This window comes from Micromonospora carbonacea (genome assembly GCF_014205165.1).
GTDB classification, from domain to species: domain Bacteria; phylum Actinomycetota; class Actinomycetes; order Mycobacteriales; family Micromonosporaceae; genus Micromonospora; species Micromonospora carbonacea.
Window position 1 is genome coordinate 3,957,581 of record NZ_JACHMZ010000001.1, and the last position, 14,862, is coordinate 3,972,442.

The window sequence follows — 14,862 nt, forward strand, 5'->3', positions numbered from 1 at the left end:
ATGCTAGGCGCGTTCGGGGTGGGTGGCCCCAGCGTCGACACCGTCCTGTCCAACCCGAACACCCGCCCGGGTTTGTTGCTCGGCGGCCAGGTGAACCTGACCGGCGGCAGTCACGACGTGGAGATCGACCACATCACCGTCGGCCTGGTCACCCGGGTGGAGGTCGACGGCGCGGAGGAGGAGTACGACGCGCTCGTCGAGTTCCATCGCGTCCAGGTCGCCGGGGGCCTGCACCTGCGGGAGGGGCAGCACCTCTCCCTGCCGTTCCAGGTGGCGATGCCGTGGGAGACCCCGGTGACCGACCTGTACGGGCAGCACCTGCACGGCATGACGATGGGCCTGCGCACCGAGGTGGCCGTCCGCGGCGCGGTCGACAAGGGCGACCTCGACCCGGTGTACGTGCACCCGCTGCCGGCGCAGGAGCGCATCCTGGAGGCGTTCGGCCGGCTCGGCTTCCAGTTCAAGGCCGCCGACCTCGAACGCGGGCACATCTCCGGGCTGCACCAGACGCTGCCCTTCTACCAGGAGATCGAGTACTTCGCGGCCCCGCAGTACGCCCACGCCGTCAACGAGGTCGAGCTGACCTTCGTCGCCAACGAGCACGGCGTCGACGTCGTGCTGGAGTTCGACAAGCGCGGCGGCCTGTTCGGTGGCGGCCACGACTCGTACGGCCGCCATCACGTCGCCCACGGCGGCGCCGAGCACGGCGACTGGGCCGCGCAGGTCGACGCCTGGGTCCGCCAGGTCCTCGACGGCCACCAGAGCCTGCACGCCGGCCACGGCTACGCCCCGCCCGTCCAGGGCTACGGCGCTCCCGGCTACCCGCCGCCGCCCCCGCCGCCCGGCTACGGCCAGCCCGCCTACGGCGCACCGGGTTACGGCCAGCCCGCCTACGGCGCGCCGGGCTACGGGCACCCCGGGGGCCACCACAAGGACGAGCACCACGAGCGGCACGACGGGCCCGGCATGGGCGGCGTCGTCGCGGGGGTGGTCGGCGGCGCGGCGCTCGGCTTCGCCGGCGGGATGATCGCCGACGAGGTCTTCGGCGACGACGAGGACGAGGGCGGCGACGAGGCGGAGTGAGCCGCCGGCGGTCCCATGTGGATCCGCGCGCCGCTTCATGATCTAATTTGTCAGGTTTGTTCGCATCCGGCCGGATTGTCCGGCCGGTGTTCCGAAGGAGTGTGCATGCCCGTCACCGCCGACCTCACCAAGCTGGTCGACAAGGCCTACCAGGACAAGACCCTCACCGAGATCGTCGACGCCCCGGTGTCCGCCCTCGCCGGGGTCAGCGACGGCGACGCGAAGCTGCTCAAGGACGCCTTCAACATCACCACCGTCGGCGACCTCGGCCGCAACCCCTACTTCCGCACCGCCAACGCCCTGGTCGCGCTGACCGGCACCGCGAAGTAGCGCCACGACGGGTGCCCGGCGACCGAGGACGATCCGCGGCGCGCCGGGCACCCGTCCGTCTCGCCGTCGCCCGGGGCCGCCACGCTCAGATCCAGCCCTGCTCCCACGCGGTCGCGGCGGCTGCGCCCTTCGAACCCACGTGCAGCTTCGCCATCGCGGACGAGACGTGGTTGCGGACGGTGCCGTGGGCGAGGCCGAGCTGCCTCGCGATGTGCTTGGTGGGCAGGCCGTCCCGGGTCAGCCTCAGCACGTCGATCTCCCGGGGCGTCAGGGGGCACTCCTGCTCGGTGAGCGCCGACGCCGCGAGGCGCGCGTCGACGTAGCGTTCACCCGAGGCGACCGACCGAATGATCCTGGCGAGCTCCGCGGCCGGGGTGGACTTCGGCACGAAGCCGCGCACCTGGGCGCTCAGCGCGCGCTTCAACGTTCCCGGCCGGGCGTGCCGGGTGACGATCACGACCTGCGTCGCGACGAGCCGCAGCAGTCGTCGGGCGGCGTCGACCCCGTCGAGTCCGGGCATCTCGAGATCGAGCAGGGTCAGGTCGGGTCGGTGGGCGACGGCGGCCGCGACCGCGGCTTCGCCGTCCGCGACGTCCGCGACGACCTCGATGTCGGGTTCGAGGGAGAGCAGCGCCACGAGCGCGCCCCGGATGAGCTCCTCGTCGTCGGCGATCACGATCCGGATCACCGGCGCATCCCCCTTCGCCCTGCCGGCGGGGCCGGCTCGTCCGGAACGGCCCCGGGCCCCGGCCCGCCGGCGTCCGCCGTGGGCACGCGGACGATCAGCACGAAGGTGTCGTCCTCGTGGGTGGTCTCGACCGTTCCACGCTGGGCGGCGACGCGTTGGGCGAGGCCGACGAGGCCCGTGCCGTCGCGTGCCTCCGGACGCGCCACGCCCGCGCCGTCGTTGGTGACGGTCAGCCGGTACTCCGCCGCGACGCGGACCAGCTCCATCGTGGCCTCGGTCGCCCTGCTGTGCCGCAGCACGTTGGTCACCGCCTCCCTGATCGCGACGGCGAAGATCGCGCCGAGCGCCACGGGCAGGTCCGCCGCCTCGACGCGCGCCGCGCACCGGATGCCGGCGGAGCGCAGCACCGCCGCCGCGTTGCGCGCCTCCGCCGCCACGGTGACGGTGCGGTAGTCGTTCACCACGGCGCGGGTGTCGTCGAGGGCCACCTGCGCGATCCGGCGGATCTCGGCGAGCTCCCGCCCGGCCCGCTCGGGCTGACCGGGCAGGAGGCGCTCCGCCAGCTCGCTCTTCAACGCGATCACCTGGAGGTGGTGGCCCTGGATGTCGTGCAGGTCGGCCGCGAACCGGAGCCGCTCCCGCGTCACCGCCAGGTCGGCTGCGAGCCGGCGGGCGTGCTCCAGTCGCAGCACCACCTGAAGCATCCAGACCGCGCTCAGCGGCAGCAGCGTGTACAACGCGAGGGTGCCGATCACGACGGCGTCCCCGCCCGCACCGGCCCGCGACGGCACGGCGGCGGCGCGCGACGATGCCTGCACGCCGGCGAGGCCGCCGAGTCCGATCACCGCCCAGCAGCCGAGGATCACCGCCGCCCGCCGCCCGCCGCGGACGAGACAACCGAGCACCCCGCCGGCCATCGCGAGCGTGAACGCCCAGCCCCAGCCCGCGAACGGCGGCGCGACGGCCAGGGCCCACACCACGCCGGACAGCGCCAGGAGCACGAGGACGAGTGGATGGCGTGGCGTCGCGTCCTCGTGGACCCGGAGCAGCAGGGGGACGGTGGCCAGCCCGGCCAGGACGGCGGCGGCCGTCGCCACCGCGAGGGCGACCGCCCGCGGGCCGGTGGCCACACCCACCCCGAGCAGCACCTGCACCACGCCACCGATCAGCAGCCCCAGCCCCAGCGAGAGCGCGGTCGACAGGCGCACCGCCCTGAGGTCTGCGGTCACTCGCGGCGCACCCTGCCAGGTGTCCGTCACCGGCTCAGCGTAGCGAGGACGCCGTCAGGAACGTCCTGGTCTCCCGCGCGATCTCCGCCGACCGGGTGTGGTGCAGGTAGTGGTCGCCCTCCAGGGTGACGACCCGGCCGGTGTCGACGCTCGCCGCCTGCCGCTCGTGGAGCGCGACCCAGCCCGGCACGTCGGCGTCGTTCGACCGCACGAACAACAGCACCGGCAGCCCCTTCGGGAAGGTGGCCCCGCTGACCGCGGCGAAGTTCGACGGGACGTGCTCCATCTCGTCCACCATCGTCGGCGCCGCCGCGTTCCTCCTGCCGAGCAGCCTGAGCTGTTCCCTGGTCCGCTCGTCGTAGGGCAGGTCCGCGTAGGGATCGGCGGCGATCGCGCCGAGCACGCGGGTGACGCCGAGCCTGCTGAGGGCCACGATCAGCCCGGTCGGGATCGGCTCGTCCGAGCCGGGCTGGCCGGGCACGCTGCTGTCGATTCCGACGAAGGCGACGAGTTCGTCGGCGTAGGTGGCGCTGTAGGTCAGCGCGTAGATCCCGGCGATCGAGTGGCCCATCAGCACGTAGCGGTCGATGCCGAGGTGCTGGAGCGCCTCGTGCACCTCCCGGCTGATGTTCGCGGCGGTGCGTTCGGTGTCGGCGGGGTCGCTCAGGCCGGTGCCGAAGGGCTCGACCGCGACGACGCGGTAGCTGTCCCGGAGTTGCGCGATCAGCGGCTGGAAGTCGAGCGCGGGGGCCGCGGTGCCGAGGCCGGGCAGGAGCACGATCGTCTCGGCGCCGGCACCGCTGACCACGACGTTCATCCGCTTGCCGGCCACGGGCACGAGCTGCCCGTAAGGGGTGATGGCGGCGGCCTCCCGGTGCGTCGCCACCACGTTCACCACCGAGGTCGTCGCGAGCAGGAGCACCGGGATCGCGGCCAGGACACCGAGGGTGGTGAGGACGGCTCGCACGGGCTTGCGCATGGGTTCTCGTTTCGGATCGGCGGAGCATCCGGGTCGCTCCCGTGATGCACGACCAGCCAATCAAGCGCCCGTACGCCGCGTAAGTGACCCGCTGTCACGGCCGACCGTGACAAAACGTCATGGCCCGCCCGCCTCTCCCCTGGGCCCGCGCGGGCGTCGACCCGGGCCCACGGACGGCGCGGCGGCCGCCCCCGGTCCGGGGGCGGCCGCCGCGCCGCGGGGGGTCGGACGCCGGGGTCAGGTGGTGCCGCGTTGGAAGGGCTGGGCCAGCGCCCGGGGTTCGCGGTGCGCGGTGGCGAACACCAGCATCGCCAGCAGCGCCAGCAGGTACGGCGCGGCGATCAGCAGCTGCGAGTTCATGGTGACCCCGAGCGCCGGCAGCGCCAGCCGCATCGCGTCGGCGAGGCCGAAGACGGCGCAGCCGACCAGCGTGCGGCCGAGCCGCCAGGCGCCGAAGATCACGGCCGCGATGACCAGGTAGCCGCGCCCGGCGGTCATGTTCTGGTTGAACGAGCCGACCTCGCCGACGGCCAGGTACGCGCCGCCGAGCCCGGCGAGCAGCCCGCACCACAGCAGCGCCTGCCGGCGGCGGAGGTTGACGTGGATCCCGCTCACGTCGGCGGCCTGCGGGTTCTCCCCGACGGCCCGCAGCTCCAGCCCCCACCGGCTGCGCTGCACCAGCCACCAGGTCAGCGGGATCACCGCCAGCAGCAGGTACACCGGCCAACGTTGGACGAACAGCATCGGGCCGACGATCGGGATGTCCCGCAGCACCGGCACGCTCACCTGCCACACCTGGTGCCCGGTGAAGGTGCTCACCGTGATCAGGTAGCTGGTCAGGCCCAGCACGAGGGCGTTGAGGACCAGGCCGACGACGAACGTGTTGATCTGCACCCGGTGCGACAGGTTGCCGTGCACGAACGCCACGGCCACGCCGACGAGCGCGCCGGCGGCCAGGCCGATGGTGGCGCTACCGGTGGCGCTGGCCACGGCGATCGACCCGAACGCGGCACCGAGCATCATCGCCTCGACGGAGATGTTCAGGGTGCCGGCGCGCTGGGCCACGTACTCGCCGCAGGCGGCGAAGGCCAGGGGGACGGTGAGCCGGGCCCCGCTGGAGAGGATGGTGGCGATGTTGTCGGCGGCGCTCATGCCAGACTGCCTTCCATAGCGTCCTGCTTGCTCACGGCCGGGTCGGTGGCGGGCGTGGTGGTCGCCGGCTCGCCGGCGCGGCGGCGTTTGCGCAGCATGCCGATCACCACCGGCGGCGCGACGAACGCCAGCACCAGCAGCGCCTTGACCACGTCGACGAGGAACGGCGGCACCCCGGTGGCGGCCAGGAAGCTGCCCCCGGCCCGGAGCACGCCGAACAGCACCGCGACGGGGACGGCCAGCAGCGGGTTGTTCCGGGCGACCAGGGCGACCAGCAGGCCGTCCCAGCCGATGTTGAGGGACATGCCGGGCTGGAGCCGGTTGGTGCCGACGGGGCTGGCCAGCAGCAGCGCCCCGGCCAGGCCGGCGAGGCCGCCGGAGATGGCCAGCGCCATCCCGCCGAGGGCGCCGACGCGCACGCCGGCGTGCCGGGCCGCCGCCGGGCTGAGGCCGGTCATCGTGAGCCGGAAACCCCAGCGGGTACGCGCCAGCGCGAGGCTGAACACGACCGCGACGACGATGGCCAGGACGAGCCCGCCGTTGATCTGGAGGTTCGGGTACTCCCCGAGGGAGTCGATCCGGGCGCCCTCGGGCAGCGGGTTGGACTGCGGGGACAGGGTGCCCCGGCCCAGCCGGGACTCCTGGAGCAGCCACGGGGTGTTCACCGCGAACGACACGAGCTGCTGGGCCAGGAAGGTCATCAGCATCGTGCTGACCACGACGTTGACGCCGCGGAAGCGGTACATCAGGGCGCTGAGCCCGGCCCACGCGCCCGCGCCGACCAGCGCGGCGGCGAGCACGCTGACGACGAGCAGCGGTCCGGGCAGCGCCAGGCGCAGCCCGGCCCACGCGCCGAACAGCGCCCCGATCAGCACCTGCCCCTCCTGGCCGATGTTGAAGAAGCCGGAGCGGGCGCTGACGCAGGCGCCGACGGCGACCAGCAGCAGCGGCGCGACGTACAGCAGGGAGGTGCTCCAGGCGGCGGGGCTGGCCATGCTGCCCTGGTACATGGCCTTGGCGGAGGCCGTCGGTGAGCCGCCGGTGACGGCGATCAGCAGGGCGGACAGGGCGAGGGCGACGGCCACGGTGGCCGCCGTGGCGGCGGCCACCTGCCAGCCGCCGACGCCCGGGTTGAGCCGGCGCAGCAGCCGGCGGCCCGTGGCGTCGGGGCCGCTCGGGCCGGCGGGCGGCGCGGCGACGGTGGAGGCGGCCATCAGTGCGCCACCCCGCCGACCAGCATGCCGAGGCGCTCCGCGGTGGCCTCGGCGGTGGGGAGGACCCCGACGATCCGGCCGGAGGAGATCACCGCGATCCGGTCGGCCAGGGCCATCACCTCCTCCAGCTCGGTGGAGATCAGCAACACGGCCACTCCTTCCGCGGCGGCCTGCCGCAGCCGCACGTACATGTCTTCGATCGCGCCGACGTCGAGCCCGTGGGTGGGCTGGGCGGCGACCAGCGCCTTCGGTCCGGCGGACAGCTCCCGGGCCAGCACCACCCGCTGCTGGTTGCCGCCGGAGAGGCTGCGCAGCGGGGTGTCCGGCGAGGGGGCCACGATGTTGAACTCGGCCATCTGCCGCCGGGCGATGCGGTGCATCCGTCGCCGGCTGAGCACCCCGCGCGTGCAGACCCCGGCGAGGGACTTCATGACGAGGTTCTCCGCCACGCTCATGTCGAGGACCACCCCGGAGTGGTGCCGGTCCTCGGGGACGATGCCGAGCCCGGCGTCGTGCAGCGCGCCCGGCCGGGCCAGGTCGACGGGGCGGCCGCCGACCTCGACGGCGCCGTCGTCGGGGACCAGCAGCCCGGACAGCAGCTCGCCGAGGGTGGCCTGGCCGTTGCCCTCGACGCCATAGAGGCCGACGATCTCGCCGGGGGCGACGTCGAGGTGCAGGTCGTCGAGGACGGGCAGGCCGCCGACGCGCAGGGTCACCCCGCGCAGCCGCAGCGCGGCCGGCGTGGCGGGGCCCGCCGCCGGGTCCGCCCCGGCGGGGGCGGCGGGGGGCGGCGCGCCGGCCGGACCCTGGGGCTCGACGGGCAGCAGGCCCAGGGCCGCGCCCTCGGCGCGCAGCGACACGTCGCGGCCGACCATCTGCCGGGCGAGCTCCTGGGCGGTGGTGTCCGCCGTCGTGCCGTGGAACGCCACCGCGCCGCGCCGCAGCACGGTGACCCGGTCGGTGGCGGCCATGATCTCGGCGAGCTTGTGGCTGATCAGGATGACGGCGCGGTTCTCGGCCTGCACGACCCGGCGCAGCACCGTGAACAGCTCGGCCGACTCGGCCTGGGTGAGCACGGAGGTCGGCTCGTCGAGGATCAGCACGGACGGGTCGCGCCGCAGGCACTTGATCAGCTCGACGCGCTGCCGTTCCCCGGCGGAGAGCCGGTCGACCCGGGCGAGCGGGTCGATCGGCAGCCCGTAGCGCTTGGCGACCTGCTCGACCTGGGCGCAGGCCGCCGCCCGGTCGACCCGCCCGGTGTCGCCGAGGATGACGTTCTCCCAGACGGTGAGCGGCTCGATCAGGCTGAAGTGCTGGTGGACCATGCCCAGCCCGAGGTCGGCGGCGACCTGCGGGCTGTCGATCTCGATCGGTTCGGTGCCGCGCAGGATGGTGCCGGTGTCCCGGTGCACCAGCCCGAGCAGGATCTTCATCAGGGTCGACTTCCCGGCCCCGTTCTCGCCGAGGAGGCCGTGGATCTCGCCGGGCCGTACGGCGAGATCCACGGCGTCGCAGGCGACAACCGGACCGTAACGCTTGCTGACCCCGCGCAGGGTGAGAGCCGGCGTCAGCTGGTCGTCAACGTTCACAGTCCGTCCACCTCGTTGGTCGTCGAGCGGCAGGGGTCAGGAGCCGAGCTTGGCGACTTCCGCCTTGGTGTCGATCTTGTCGGCGCCCACGTCGGCGATGAAGGCGTCCATCTTCTGGGTCTGCTCGGCGGTGGGGGAGCAGATCTTGACCGTCGGGTACGCGTCCTTGCCGAGGTGCCACACCTTGGTGGTGCCGAGCTGCATCTCGCCCTTGGCGAACAGCTCCAGGGCGGCGGCGAAGTACGCGCCCGGGTCGAAGATGACCGAGACGTCGAAGCGCGGGTCGGTCGAGTCGCAGCGGTCGGTGCCGGGGGTCAGGGTGATGGCCCCGCCGTCGGCGGCGAGCTTGGCGGCGGCGTCGGTGGCCCCGCCCAGGTACGGGTAGATGACCTTCACGCCCTGGCTGAGCTGCGCCTGCACGGCCTCCCGGGCCTTGGCCGAGTCGTTGAAGTCACCGGTGTAGGTGGTGACCAGCTCGGCCTTCGGCACGACCATGCGGATGCCGGCCTTGAACGCCTTGGCGGCGTTGACGGAGAAGTCGGCCTCCATGCCGGTGACGAAGCCGGCCTTGGTGGCCTTCTTCTGCTCCATCAGCAGGCCGGTGGCGTAGCCGGCGGCCAGCATGCTCTGGTTGGGGTCGTCGCTGGAGATGACGGTGCGCGGGGTCTGCGGGACGTTCTCCGACGACGGCACGTACCAGGCGGTCTTCGCGCAGACCGGCTCCTCGGAGGCGGGGATGGCGTCCTTGAGCTCGGACGCGCCGAGGGCGACCATGTCCACGCCCTGCTGGCACAGCGCCCGCGCGGCGCCGAGCGCCTCGGTGGCCGGGACGCTGCCGCGCTTGATGACCTGCCAGCCCTTGCTGGTGGCGAACTTCTCGGCACCGATGACGAAGCTCTCGTAGTAGCCGTTGTCGTTGATGTCGCCGGGGCTGAGCACCCCGATGACGACCTTGCCGTCGCCGTTGACGTCGGGCTGCCCGGCCTGGGTGGTCCCGCCGCTGGCGGTTCCCCCCGCCGAGGGCGCGGACGCGTCGTTGCTCGCGCAGCCGACCAGCGCGAACGCCAGGGCTCCGGCGAGCACCGCCGCCGGGCCCTTCGCGGTACGAAGTGTCATGGTGCGTTTTCCTTTCACAGTGGGGGCGCTGCGGCGGCCGGCTCGGCCGGGCGCGCGCAGTGTTCGGTCGCGGGCACGGTCGGCCAGCGATGGGGGATGTCGATGCCGGCCCGGCGCAGCAGGGCGGCCCGGCGTGCGGTGGCCTCCTCGCGCAGGGCGTCGACGTCGACGGTGGTGACCCGCCGGTCGCGGACCACCAGCCGACCGTCGACCAGGACGTCGCGGACGGTGTGCCCGGCCGCGCCCCAGACGAGCTGGGTGGCCAGGTCGCCGCGCGGGGCCCAGGAGATGGTCCGGGTGTCCAGCACGACCAGGTCGGCGGCCTTGCCGACCTCGATAGAGCCGGTCAGCCGCCCCAGCCCGACGGCGTCCGCGCCGTCGACGGTGGCCAGGGCGAACACCTCGTCGGCGCGCAGCGGGTCGGGCGTGCCCCGGTCCCGCTCCAGGCCGGCGAAGAGCCGGGCGGCGCGCCACACGTCGGGGGTGTCCCCCGCGTTGTGCGAGTCGCAGCCCAGCGCGAGCCGGCCGCCGGCGCGGCGCAGCTCGGTGTGCCGGCCGGCACGGCTGACGCCCTGCCCGAGGCGCAGGTACGCGCCGGGGCAGGCGGCGACGGCGGTGCCGGAGTCGACGAGCGCGGCGAGCTCGGCGTCGTCGAGCCAGACGGCGTGGCCGAGCAGCAGCCGGGGGCCGAGCACGCCGAGGTCGCGCAGGTGCAGCACGGGCCGGGCGCGGCCGGCGGCCGCGTACGCGGCGACGTCGTCCGGGCCGGGCGAGATGTGCCAGGTCATCGGCACGTCGAGGCGCTCGGCCAGCGCGGCGGCGCCGGTGAACAGCTCGTCGCTGACCAGGTCGTGCCCGAGCAGGGTGATCCAGCCGGTGACGAGGTCGTCGCCGGCGAGCGCGGCGACCGTGTCGGCCTGGGCGGCGAGGGCCTCGGCGGCGGGCAGCGCGTAGGGCGCGCCGGGGGTGTCCCAGCCCCAGCCGCCGACGCGGGCGCGGATGCCGGCGGCGCGCAGCCCCCGGGCGACCCGCAGCGGGTGGGCCACGGTGCCGGGCTCCAGCAGCGTGGTGACGCCGTAGCTGAGCGCCTCGACGGCGGTGAGGGTGGCCGACAGCTCGTCGTCGTCGCCGGTGACGGCGGCGTGCAGCGGCACGATCCAGTCGTAGATGGCCTGCTGGGCGGGGACGTCGTCGGGGATGCTGCTGCGCACGAGGGGGTCGGCGGTGGTGTGCTGGTGCGCGTTGACCAGGCCGGGCACGACCACGCAGCCGGCGGCGTCGAGCTCCGGGCTGCCCGGGTACGCGGCGCGCAGCGCGTCGGCGGGGCCGAGCGCGGCGATCCGGCCGGCGACGACCGCGATCGCGCCGCCGGTGACCACCTCGCGGCCGGGGGCCATGGTGACGATCTCGGCGTCGACGATCAGCAGGTCGGCGGGGCGGGGGGCGGCCGGGGGCACCGGCGGGCCGCCGGTCACGGCCGCACCAGGATCTTGCCGACGAGGTCGCGGGACTCCTGCCGGGCGTACGCCTCGGGCAGGTCGGCCAGCGGGTACTCGGTGGCCCGCACCACCCGCAGCCCACCGGTGTAGAAGGCGTCGAGCATGGCGGCGAAGTCGGCCGGTGCGTACGCGCCCGCGCCGAGCAGCCGCAGCCCCCGGTGGTAGACGTCGGCCAGGGAGAAGGTCACCTGGTCGCCGCTGGTGTTGCCGAGCAGCACCAGCCGGCCGCCGGTGCGCAGGCTGGCCAGGGAGACCGGCCAGGTGGCGGTGCCGACGTGGTCGACGACGAGGTCGACGCCGTGGCCGCCGGTGCGCTCACGCACCTCGGCGACGGTCCGCTCGTCGAGGTCGAGCACGTCGGCGCCGAGGTCGGCGGCGACGGCCCGCTTGGCCTCGGTGCGGGCCACGGCGAGCACCCGCGCGCCGGCCCGGCGGGCGAGCTGGATGGCGGCGATGCTGACGGCGCTCGCGCCGGCCTGCACCAGCACCCACTCCCTCGGGCGGACGGCCCCGACGCGGTGCACGGCGTGCCAGGCGAGGCTCCAGGCGGTGGGCAGCGCGGCGGCGTCGGCGAGGTCGACGTGCGCGGGCACCGGGTGCACGACGGCGGCGGGGACGGCGACGTACTCGGCGAAGCCGCCGGGGCGGTTGCCGCCGACGACCGCGAGCCGGGGACAGTAGCCGGGCTGGCCGCCGGCGCAGGCCGGGCAGGCGCCGCAGCCGACGGTCGGGTCCACGAGCACCCGGTCGCCGGGGCGTACCGTAGTGACGTCGGAACCGACGGCGACGACCTGGCCGGCGACGTCCATGCCGGCGACGTGGGGCAGGCGGAAGCCGGGCAGCAGGCCCGGGCCCTTGCGCTGGAGCAGGTCGAGGTGGTTGAGCGCGGCGGCGTGCACCCGGATCACGGCCTCGGTCGGGCCGGGCTCGGGGTCGGGCAGGTGGCGCAGTCGCACCACCTCCGGGCCACCGAACCCCGTCTGGACCATCGCTCGCACAGGACCCCTCCGGCGCTCTGCCAATCAATATGGCGTCTTGCATTGTGATTCGCGTTGCTTAGCGACGTACTCTGCCTGCGGTGCGTCGGCATGTCAACGGCTTGACCGAAACAGGAACGCCAGCGAAACCAAGCCGTGCCCTTGCGTCCCCGCCGCCCCGTTCACCGGGCATCGATCAGCAGGTCAGCCCGGGTCGGACGCGGCCAGCAGCTCCCGCGCGGCGAGCGCGGTGCGCAGCACCGTCGCCGTGTCGGGGGCGAGCGGGTCGACCCCGAGCAGCCGCTTGATCAGCCCCACCCGGTAGCCCACCGAGTTGCGGTGCAGGTGCAGGCGCTCGCTGACGGCCTGCCGGCTGCCCCCGGTGGCCAGCCAGCAGTCCAGGGTGCGCAGCAGGTCGTCGCGGTGCGCGATCGGCCCCAGGTGCCGCTGGACGAACCAGCGCAGCCGCTCGTCGGGCACGGCCAGCAGGACCTGGTGCAGCCCGGCCCGGCCGAAGGGCAGCTCCGGCGGCGCGTCCGGCTGCCGCAGCAGCAGGCGCAGCAGGCGGTCGGCGTCGCGGAACGACACCGCCGTCCGGGCGGCCCCGCTGACCAGCGCGCCGCTGGCCACCCGCACCTGCCCCGCGCCGACGATCTGGTCCAGCCGGGCCCGCAGCCGGGTCGCCTCGCGCTCGACGTCGTCGCCGTGCAGCAGGGTCCAGGCCCGCCGCCCCTCGGCGAGCACGGGCCGGTCCAGCCAGCTAAGCGCCGACGCCCAGCGCCGCGGCTGGGCCCCGGTGTAGCCGATCCCGGCGACCGCGTGCGGCAGGTCCAGCCGCCAGCCGTGGGCCGCGCCGGCCCGCAGCAGGTCGGCCTCGGTGAACCCGCGCGGGTCGGCGACGTCGCCGGGACCGGGCGGCTCGCCGGCCCCGGGCGGGCGGACGCCGGCGCGCAGCGCCCGCAGCACGGCCGCGGCGTCGGCGAGGGCGGGCGGCGGGGGCGACTCGCGGCGTACGGCGTCGATCAGCAGCGCGGTGGTCGCGGCCCGGGCCAGGTCGAGCTGCCCGGCGGTGACCGGCTCGGCCACCAGCAGCGCGCCGAGCCGGCGCTGTCCCGCGCCGACCGGCACGGCGCGGCCGGTCCACCCGTCGGCGCAGCGGACCCGGCCCGCGACCACGCCCGCCACCGGCCCGCCGCCGGCCCGGGAGCCGGTCAGCGCCCGGCGCACGTCGCCGGGGTCGGCGTCGCGGGCGTCGCCGGCCGCGCCGTCGCTGGCGGCCAGCAGCTCCCCGGACTCGGAGACCAGCCGGCAGGCCGCGCCGACGCGCTCCGCGAGCGCGGCCAGCAGGCCGGGCCAGCCGGCCCCGCCGAAGGCCAGCTCGGCGAGGGCCTGGGCGAACGCGGCCGGCGGCGGCCCGGTCGCGACGCTGAGCCGCGCCCGGGCCGCCGGGAGCTCGTTCGGCCGGGTCACGCCGATGGGCGATCGAGCAGCCGGACCGCCACGGCCTTCTCCTGGGTGTACTCGCGCAGCGCGGCGTAGCCGCCGCCCCGGCTGAACCCGCTCTCCTTCTGCATGTTGAACGGGAAGCCGATCACCCCGGCGTCGTGGAACTGGTTGACCGCCACCTGGCCGCTGCGCGCGTCGGCGGCGACCCGCAGCGCCCGGGACACGTCGCTGGTCCAGATGCAGGTCAGCAGCCCGAACTCGGTGTCGTTGACCAGCGCGACGGCCTCGTCGACGCCCCGGAAGCCCTGCACGGCCAGCACCGGGCCGAAGATCTCCTCGCGGGCCAGCCGCATGCCGGGGTCGACCCCGTCGAAGACGGTCGGCGCGACGAACCAGCCGTCGCCGTACCGTCCGCCGGCCGACTCGCCGCCGGTGACCAGCCGGGCCCCGGCGGTCGGGGCCTCGGCCAGGAAGCCGCGCACCCGGTCGTACTGGGCCTGGCTGACCAGCGGCCCCATGTCCAGGTCCTGGTCCCAGGGGCCGGTGCGCACGGCCGCCATGCCGGCGGCGACCCGCTCCACCACCTCGGCGCGGATCGACTCCTCGACCAGCAGCCGGGACCCGGCGTAGCAGTTCTGCCCCGCGTTCTCGGTGATCGAGGTGACGATCGCCGGGATCGCCACGTCCAGGTCGGCGTCGGCGAAGACGACGTTCGGGGACTTGCCGCCCAGCTCCAGCTTCACGGGGACGAGGTTCTCGGCGGCGGCCCGCATGACGGCGCGGCCGGTCACCGTGGACCCGACGAAGCTGATGTGGTCGACGTCGCGGTGCCCGGTGAGCGCGGTGCCCGCCTCGGGGCCGAGGCCGGTGACGACGTTGAGCACGCCCGGCGGCAGGCCGGCCCGGCGGGCCAGCTCGGCCAGGGCGAACGGGGCCAGGGGCGCGACCTCGGAGGGCTTGAGCACGACGGTGTTGCCGGCGGCGAGGGCCGGGGCGACGTTGGCCGCGGTGAGCACGGCGGGCACGTTCCACGGGATGATCACGGCGCACACCCCGTACGGTTCGGGGCGGGTGTAGCCGAAGTAGTCCGGCGTGCGGGTGGGCAGGGTGACGCCGGTGAGCTTGTCGGCCGCGCCGGCGAAGTAGTCGACGATGCCGTGCGCGATGTACATGTTGAGACGCCCGCCGGAGCGGGGCTTGCCCACGTCGCGGGCCTCGTGGTCGGCGAGGTCGTCGACGTGGGCGAGGATCAGGTCGGCCCAGCGGCGCAGGATCGCCCCGCGCTCGGTGGGCGAGGTCGCCGCCCAGGCGGGGAAGGCCCGGCGGGCCGCCGCGACGGCAGCGTCGACGTCGGCCGCCCGGGCCCGCGCCACCGGCTGGATGGGCTCGCGGGTCGCGGGATCGAGCACCGGCAGCTCGCCCTGGTCGGCGGCGGCGACCCAGGCGCCGTCGATGAGCTGGCGGGCGGGGGGAATGTCCAGGTCAGCCATAAGGGAATCCTTGACCCTTCATGTTTCACATGTCAAGATGCAGTCTCGCTTTGTGAGTTGACTGGGAGGG

The 14,862-nt window shown here is 74.9% G+C and carries 13 protein-coding genes; 2 read left to right on the plus strand and 11 right to left on the minus strand.

Features of this window, described 5'->3' with window-relative positions; all coding sequences use genetic code 11:
* Together HDA31_RS16885 and HDA31_RS16890 are read left to right on the plus strand one after the other, a co-directional pair.
* Complete coding sequence (locus HDA31_RS16885) at nucleotides 1–1,083, plus strand: sporulation protein (protein ID WP_178067326.1); 1,083 nt, start codon at nucleotides 1–3, stop codon at nucleotides 1,081–1,083.
* A 105-nt stretch (nucleotides 1,084–1,188) separates the two neighbouring features.
* Nucleotides 1,189–1,413: a hypothetical protein gene (locus tag HDA31_RS16890; RefSeq protein WP_074477775.1), complete on the plus strand. Its 225-nt coding sequence runs from the start codon at nucleotides 1,189–1,191 to the stop codon at nucleotides 1,411–1,413.
* Between the two features lie 85 nt (nucleotides 1,414–1,498).
* On the opposite strand, the gene HDA31_RS33030 is transcribed toward HDA31_RS16890, so the two are convergent.
* From HDA31_RS33030 to HDA31_RS16945, 11 genes are all read right to left on the minus strand, one after another.
* Nucleotides 1,499–2,101, minus strand: a complete 603-nt coding sequence (locus tag HDA31_RS33030; RefSeq protein WP_178064460.1) for a response regulator transcription factor — start codon at nucleotides 2,099–2,101, stop codon at nucleotides 1,499–1,501.
* Nucleotides 2,098–3,330 carry a sensor histidine kinase gene (locus HDA31_RS33035; protein WP_178064459.1) on the minus strand — a complete coding sequence of 411 codons (1,233 nt, stop codon included), beginning with the start codon at nucleotides 3,328–3,330 and terminating at the stop codon, nucleotides 2,098–2,100. The genes HDA31_RS33030 and HDA31_RS33035 overlap by 4 nt, the downstream gene beginning before the upstream one ends.
* A gap of 34 nt (nucleotides 3,331–3,364) precedes the next feature.
* Nucleotides 3,365–4,309 carry an alpha/beta fold hydrolase gene (locus tag HDA31_RS16905; protein ID WP_178064458.1) on the minus strand — a complete coding sequence of 315 codons (945 nt, stop codon included), beginning with the start codon at nucleotides 4,307–4,309 and terminating at the stop codon, nucleotides 3,365–3,367.
* A 237-nt stretch (nucleotides 4,310–4,546) separates the two neighbouring features.
* Nucleotides 4,547–5,461, minus strand: a complete 915-nt coding sequence (locus tag HDA31_RS16910; protein WP_178064457.1) for an ABC transporter permease — start codon at nucleotides 5,459–5,461, stop codon at nucleotides 4,547–4,549.
* Nucleotides 5,458–6,675, minus strand: coding sequence for an ABC transporter permease (locus HDA31_RS16915; RefSeq protein ID WP_178064456.1), 1,218 nt, complete (start codon nucleotides 6,673–6,675; stop codon nucleotides 5,458–5,460). Before HDA31_RS16915 ends, HDA31_RS16910 begins: the two co-directional genes overlap by 4 nt.
* Nucleotides 6,675–8,264, minus strand: a complete 1,590-nt coding sequence (locus tag HDA31_RS16920) for an ABC transporter ATP-binding protein (RefSeq protein WP_178064455.1) — start codon at nucleotides 8,262–8,264, stop codon at nucleotides 6,675–6,677. Before HDA31_RS16920 ends, HDA31_RS16915 begins: the two co-directional genes overlap by 1 nt.
* A gap of 36 nt (nucleotides 8,265–8,300) precedes the next feature.
* A complete protein-coding gene (locus tag HDA31_RS16925) occupies nucleotides 8,301–9,380 on the minus strand; it encodes a BMP family ABC transporter substrate-binding protein (protein WP_074477765.1) in 1,080 nt (359 codons plus the stop codon).
* Nucleotides 9,381–9,394: 14 nt separating this feature from the next.
* On the minus strand, nucleotides 9,395–10,855 hold the full coding sequence (locus HDA31_RS16930; protein WP_219825043.1) for an amidohydrolase family protein: 1,461 nt from the start codon (nucleotides 10,853–10,855) through the stop codon (nucleotides 9,395–9,397).
* The gene (locus HDA31_RS16935) at nucleotides 10,852–11,868 is read right to left on the minus strand and encodes an alcohol dehydrogenase catalytic domain-containing protein (protein ID WP_219825042.1); all 1,017 of its coding nucleotides are present in this window, start codon (nucleotides 11,866–11,868) and stop codon (nucleotides 10,852–10,854) included. The genes HDA31_RS16930 and HDA31_RS16935 overlap by 4 nt, the downstream gene beginning before the upstream one ends.
* A 192-nt stretch (nucleotides 11,869–12,060) precedes the next feature.
* Nucleotides 12,061–13,326 (minus strand): PucR family transcriptional regulator, encoded by a 1,266-nt coding sequence (locus HDA31_RS33040; RefSeq protein ID WP_178064453.1) that lies wholly within the window; start codon nucleotides 13,324–13,326, stop codon nucleotides 12,061–12,063.
* On the minus strand, nucleotides 13,323–14,792 hold the full coding sequence (locus HDA31_RS16945; RefSeq protein WP_178064452.1) for an aldehyde dehydrogenase family protein: 1,470 nt from the start codon (nucleotides 14,790–14,792) through the stop codon (nucleotides 13,323–13,325). Before HDA31_RS16945 ends, HDA31_RS33040 begins: the two co-directional genes overlap by 4 nt.
* Nucleotides 14,793–14,862: the final 70 nt, after the last annotated feature.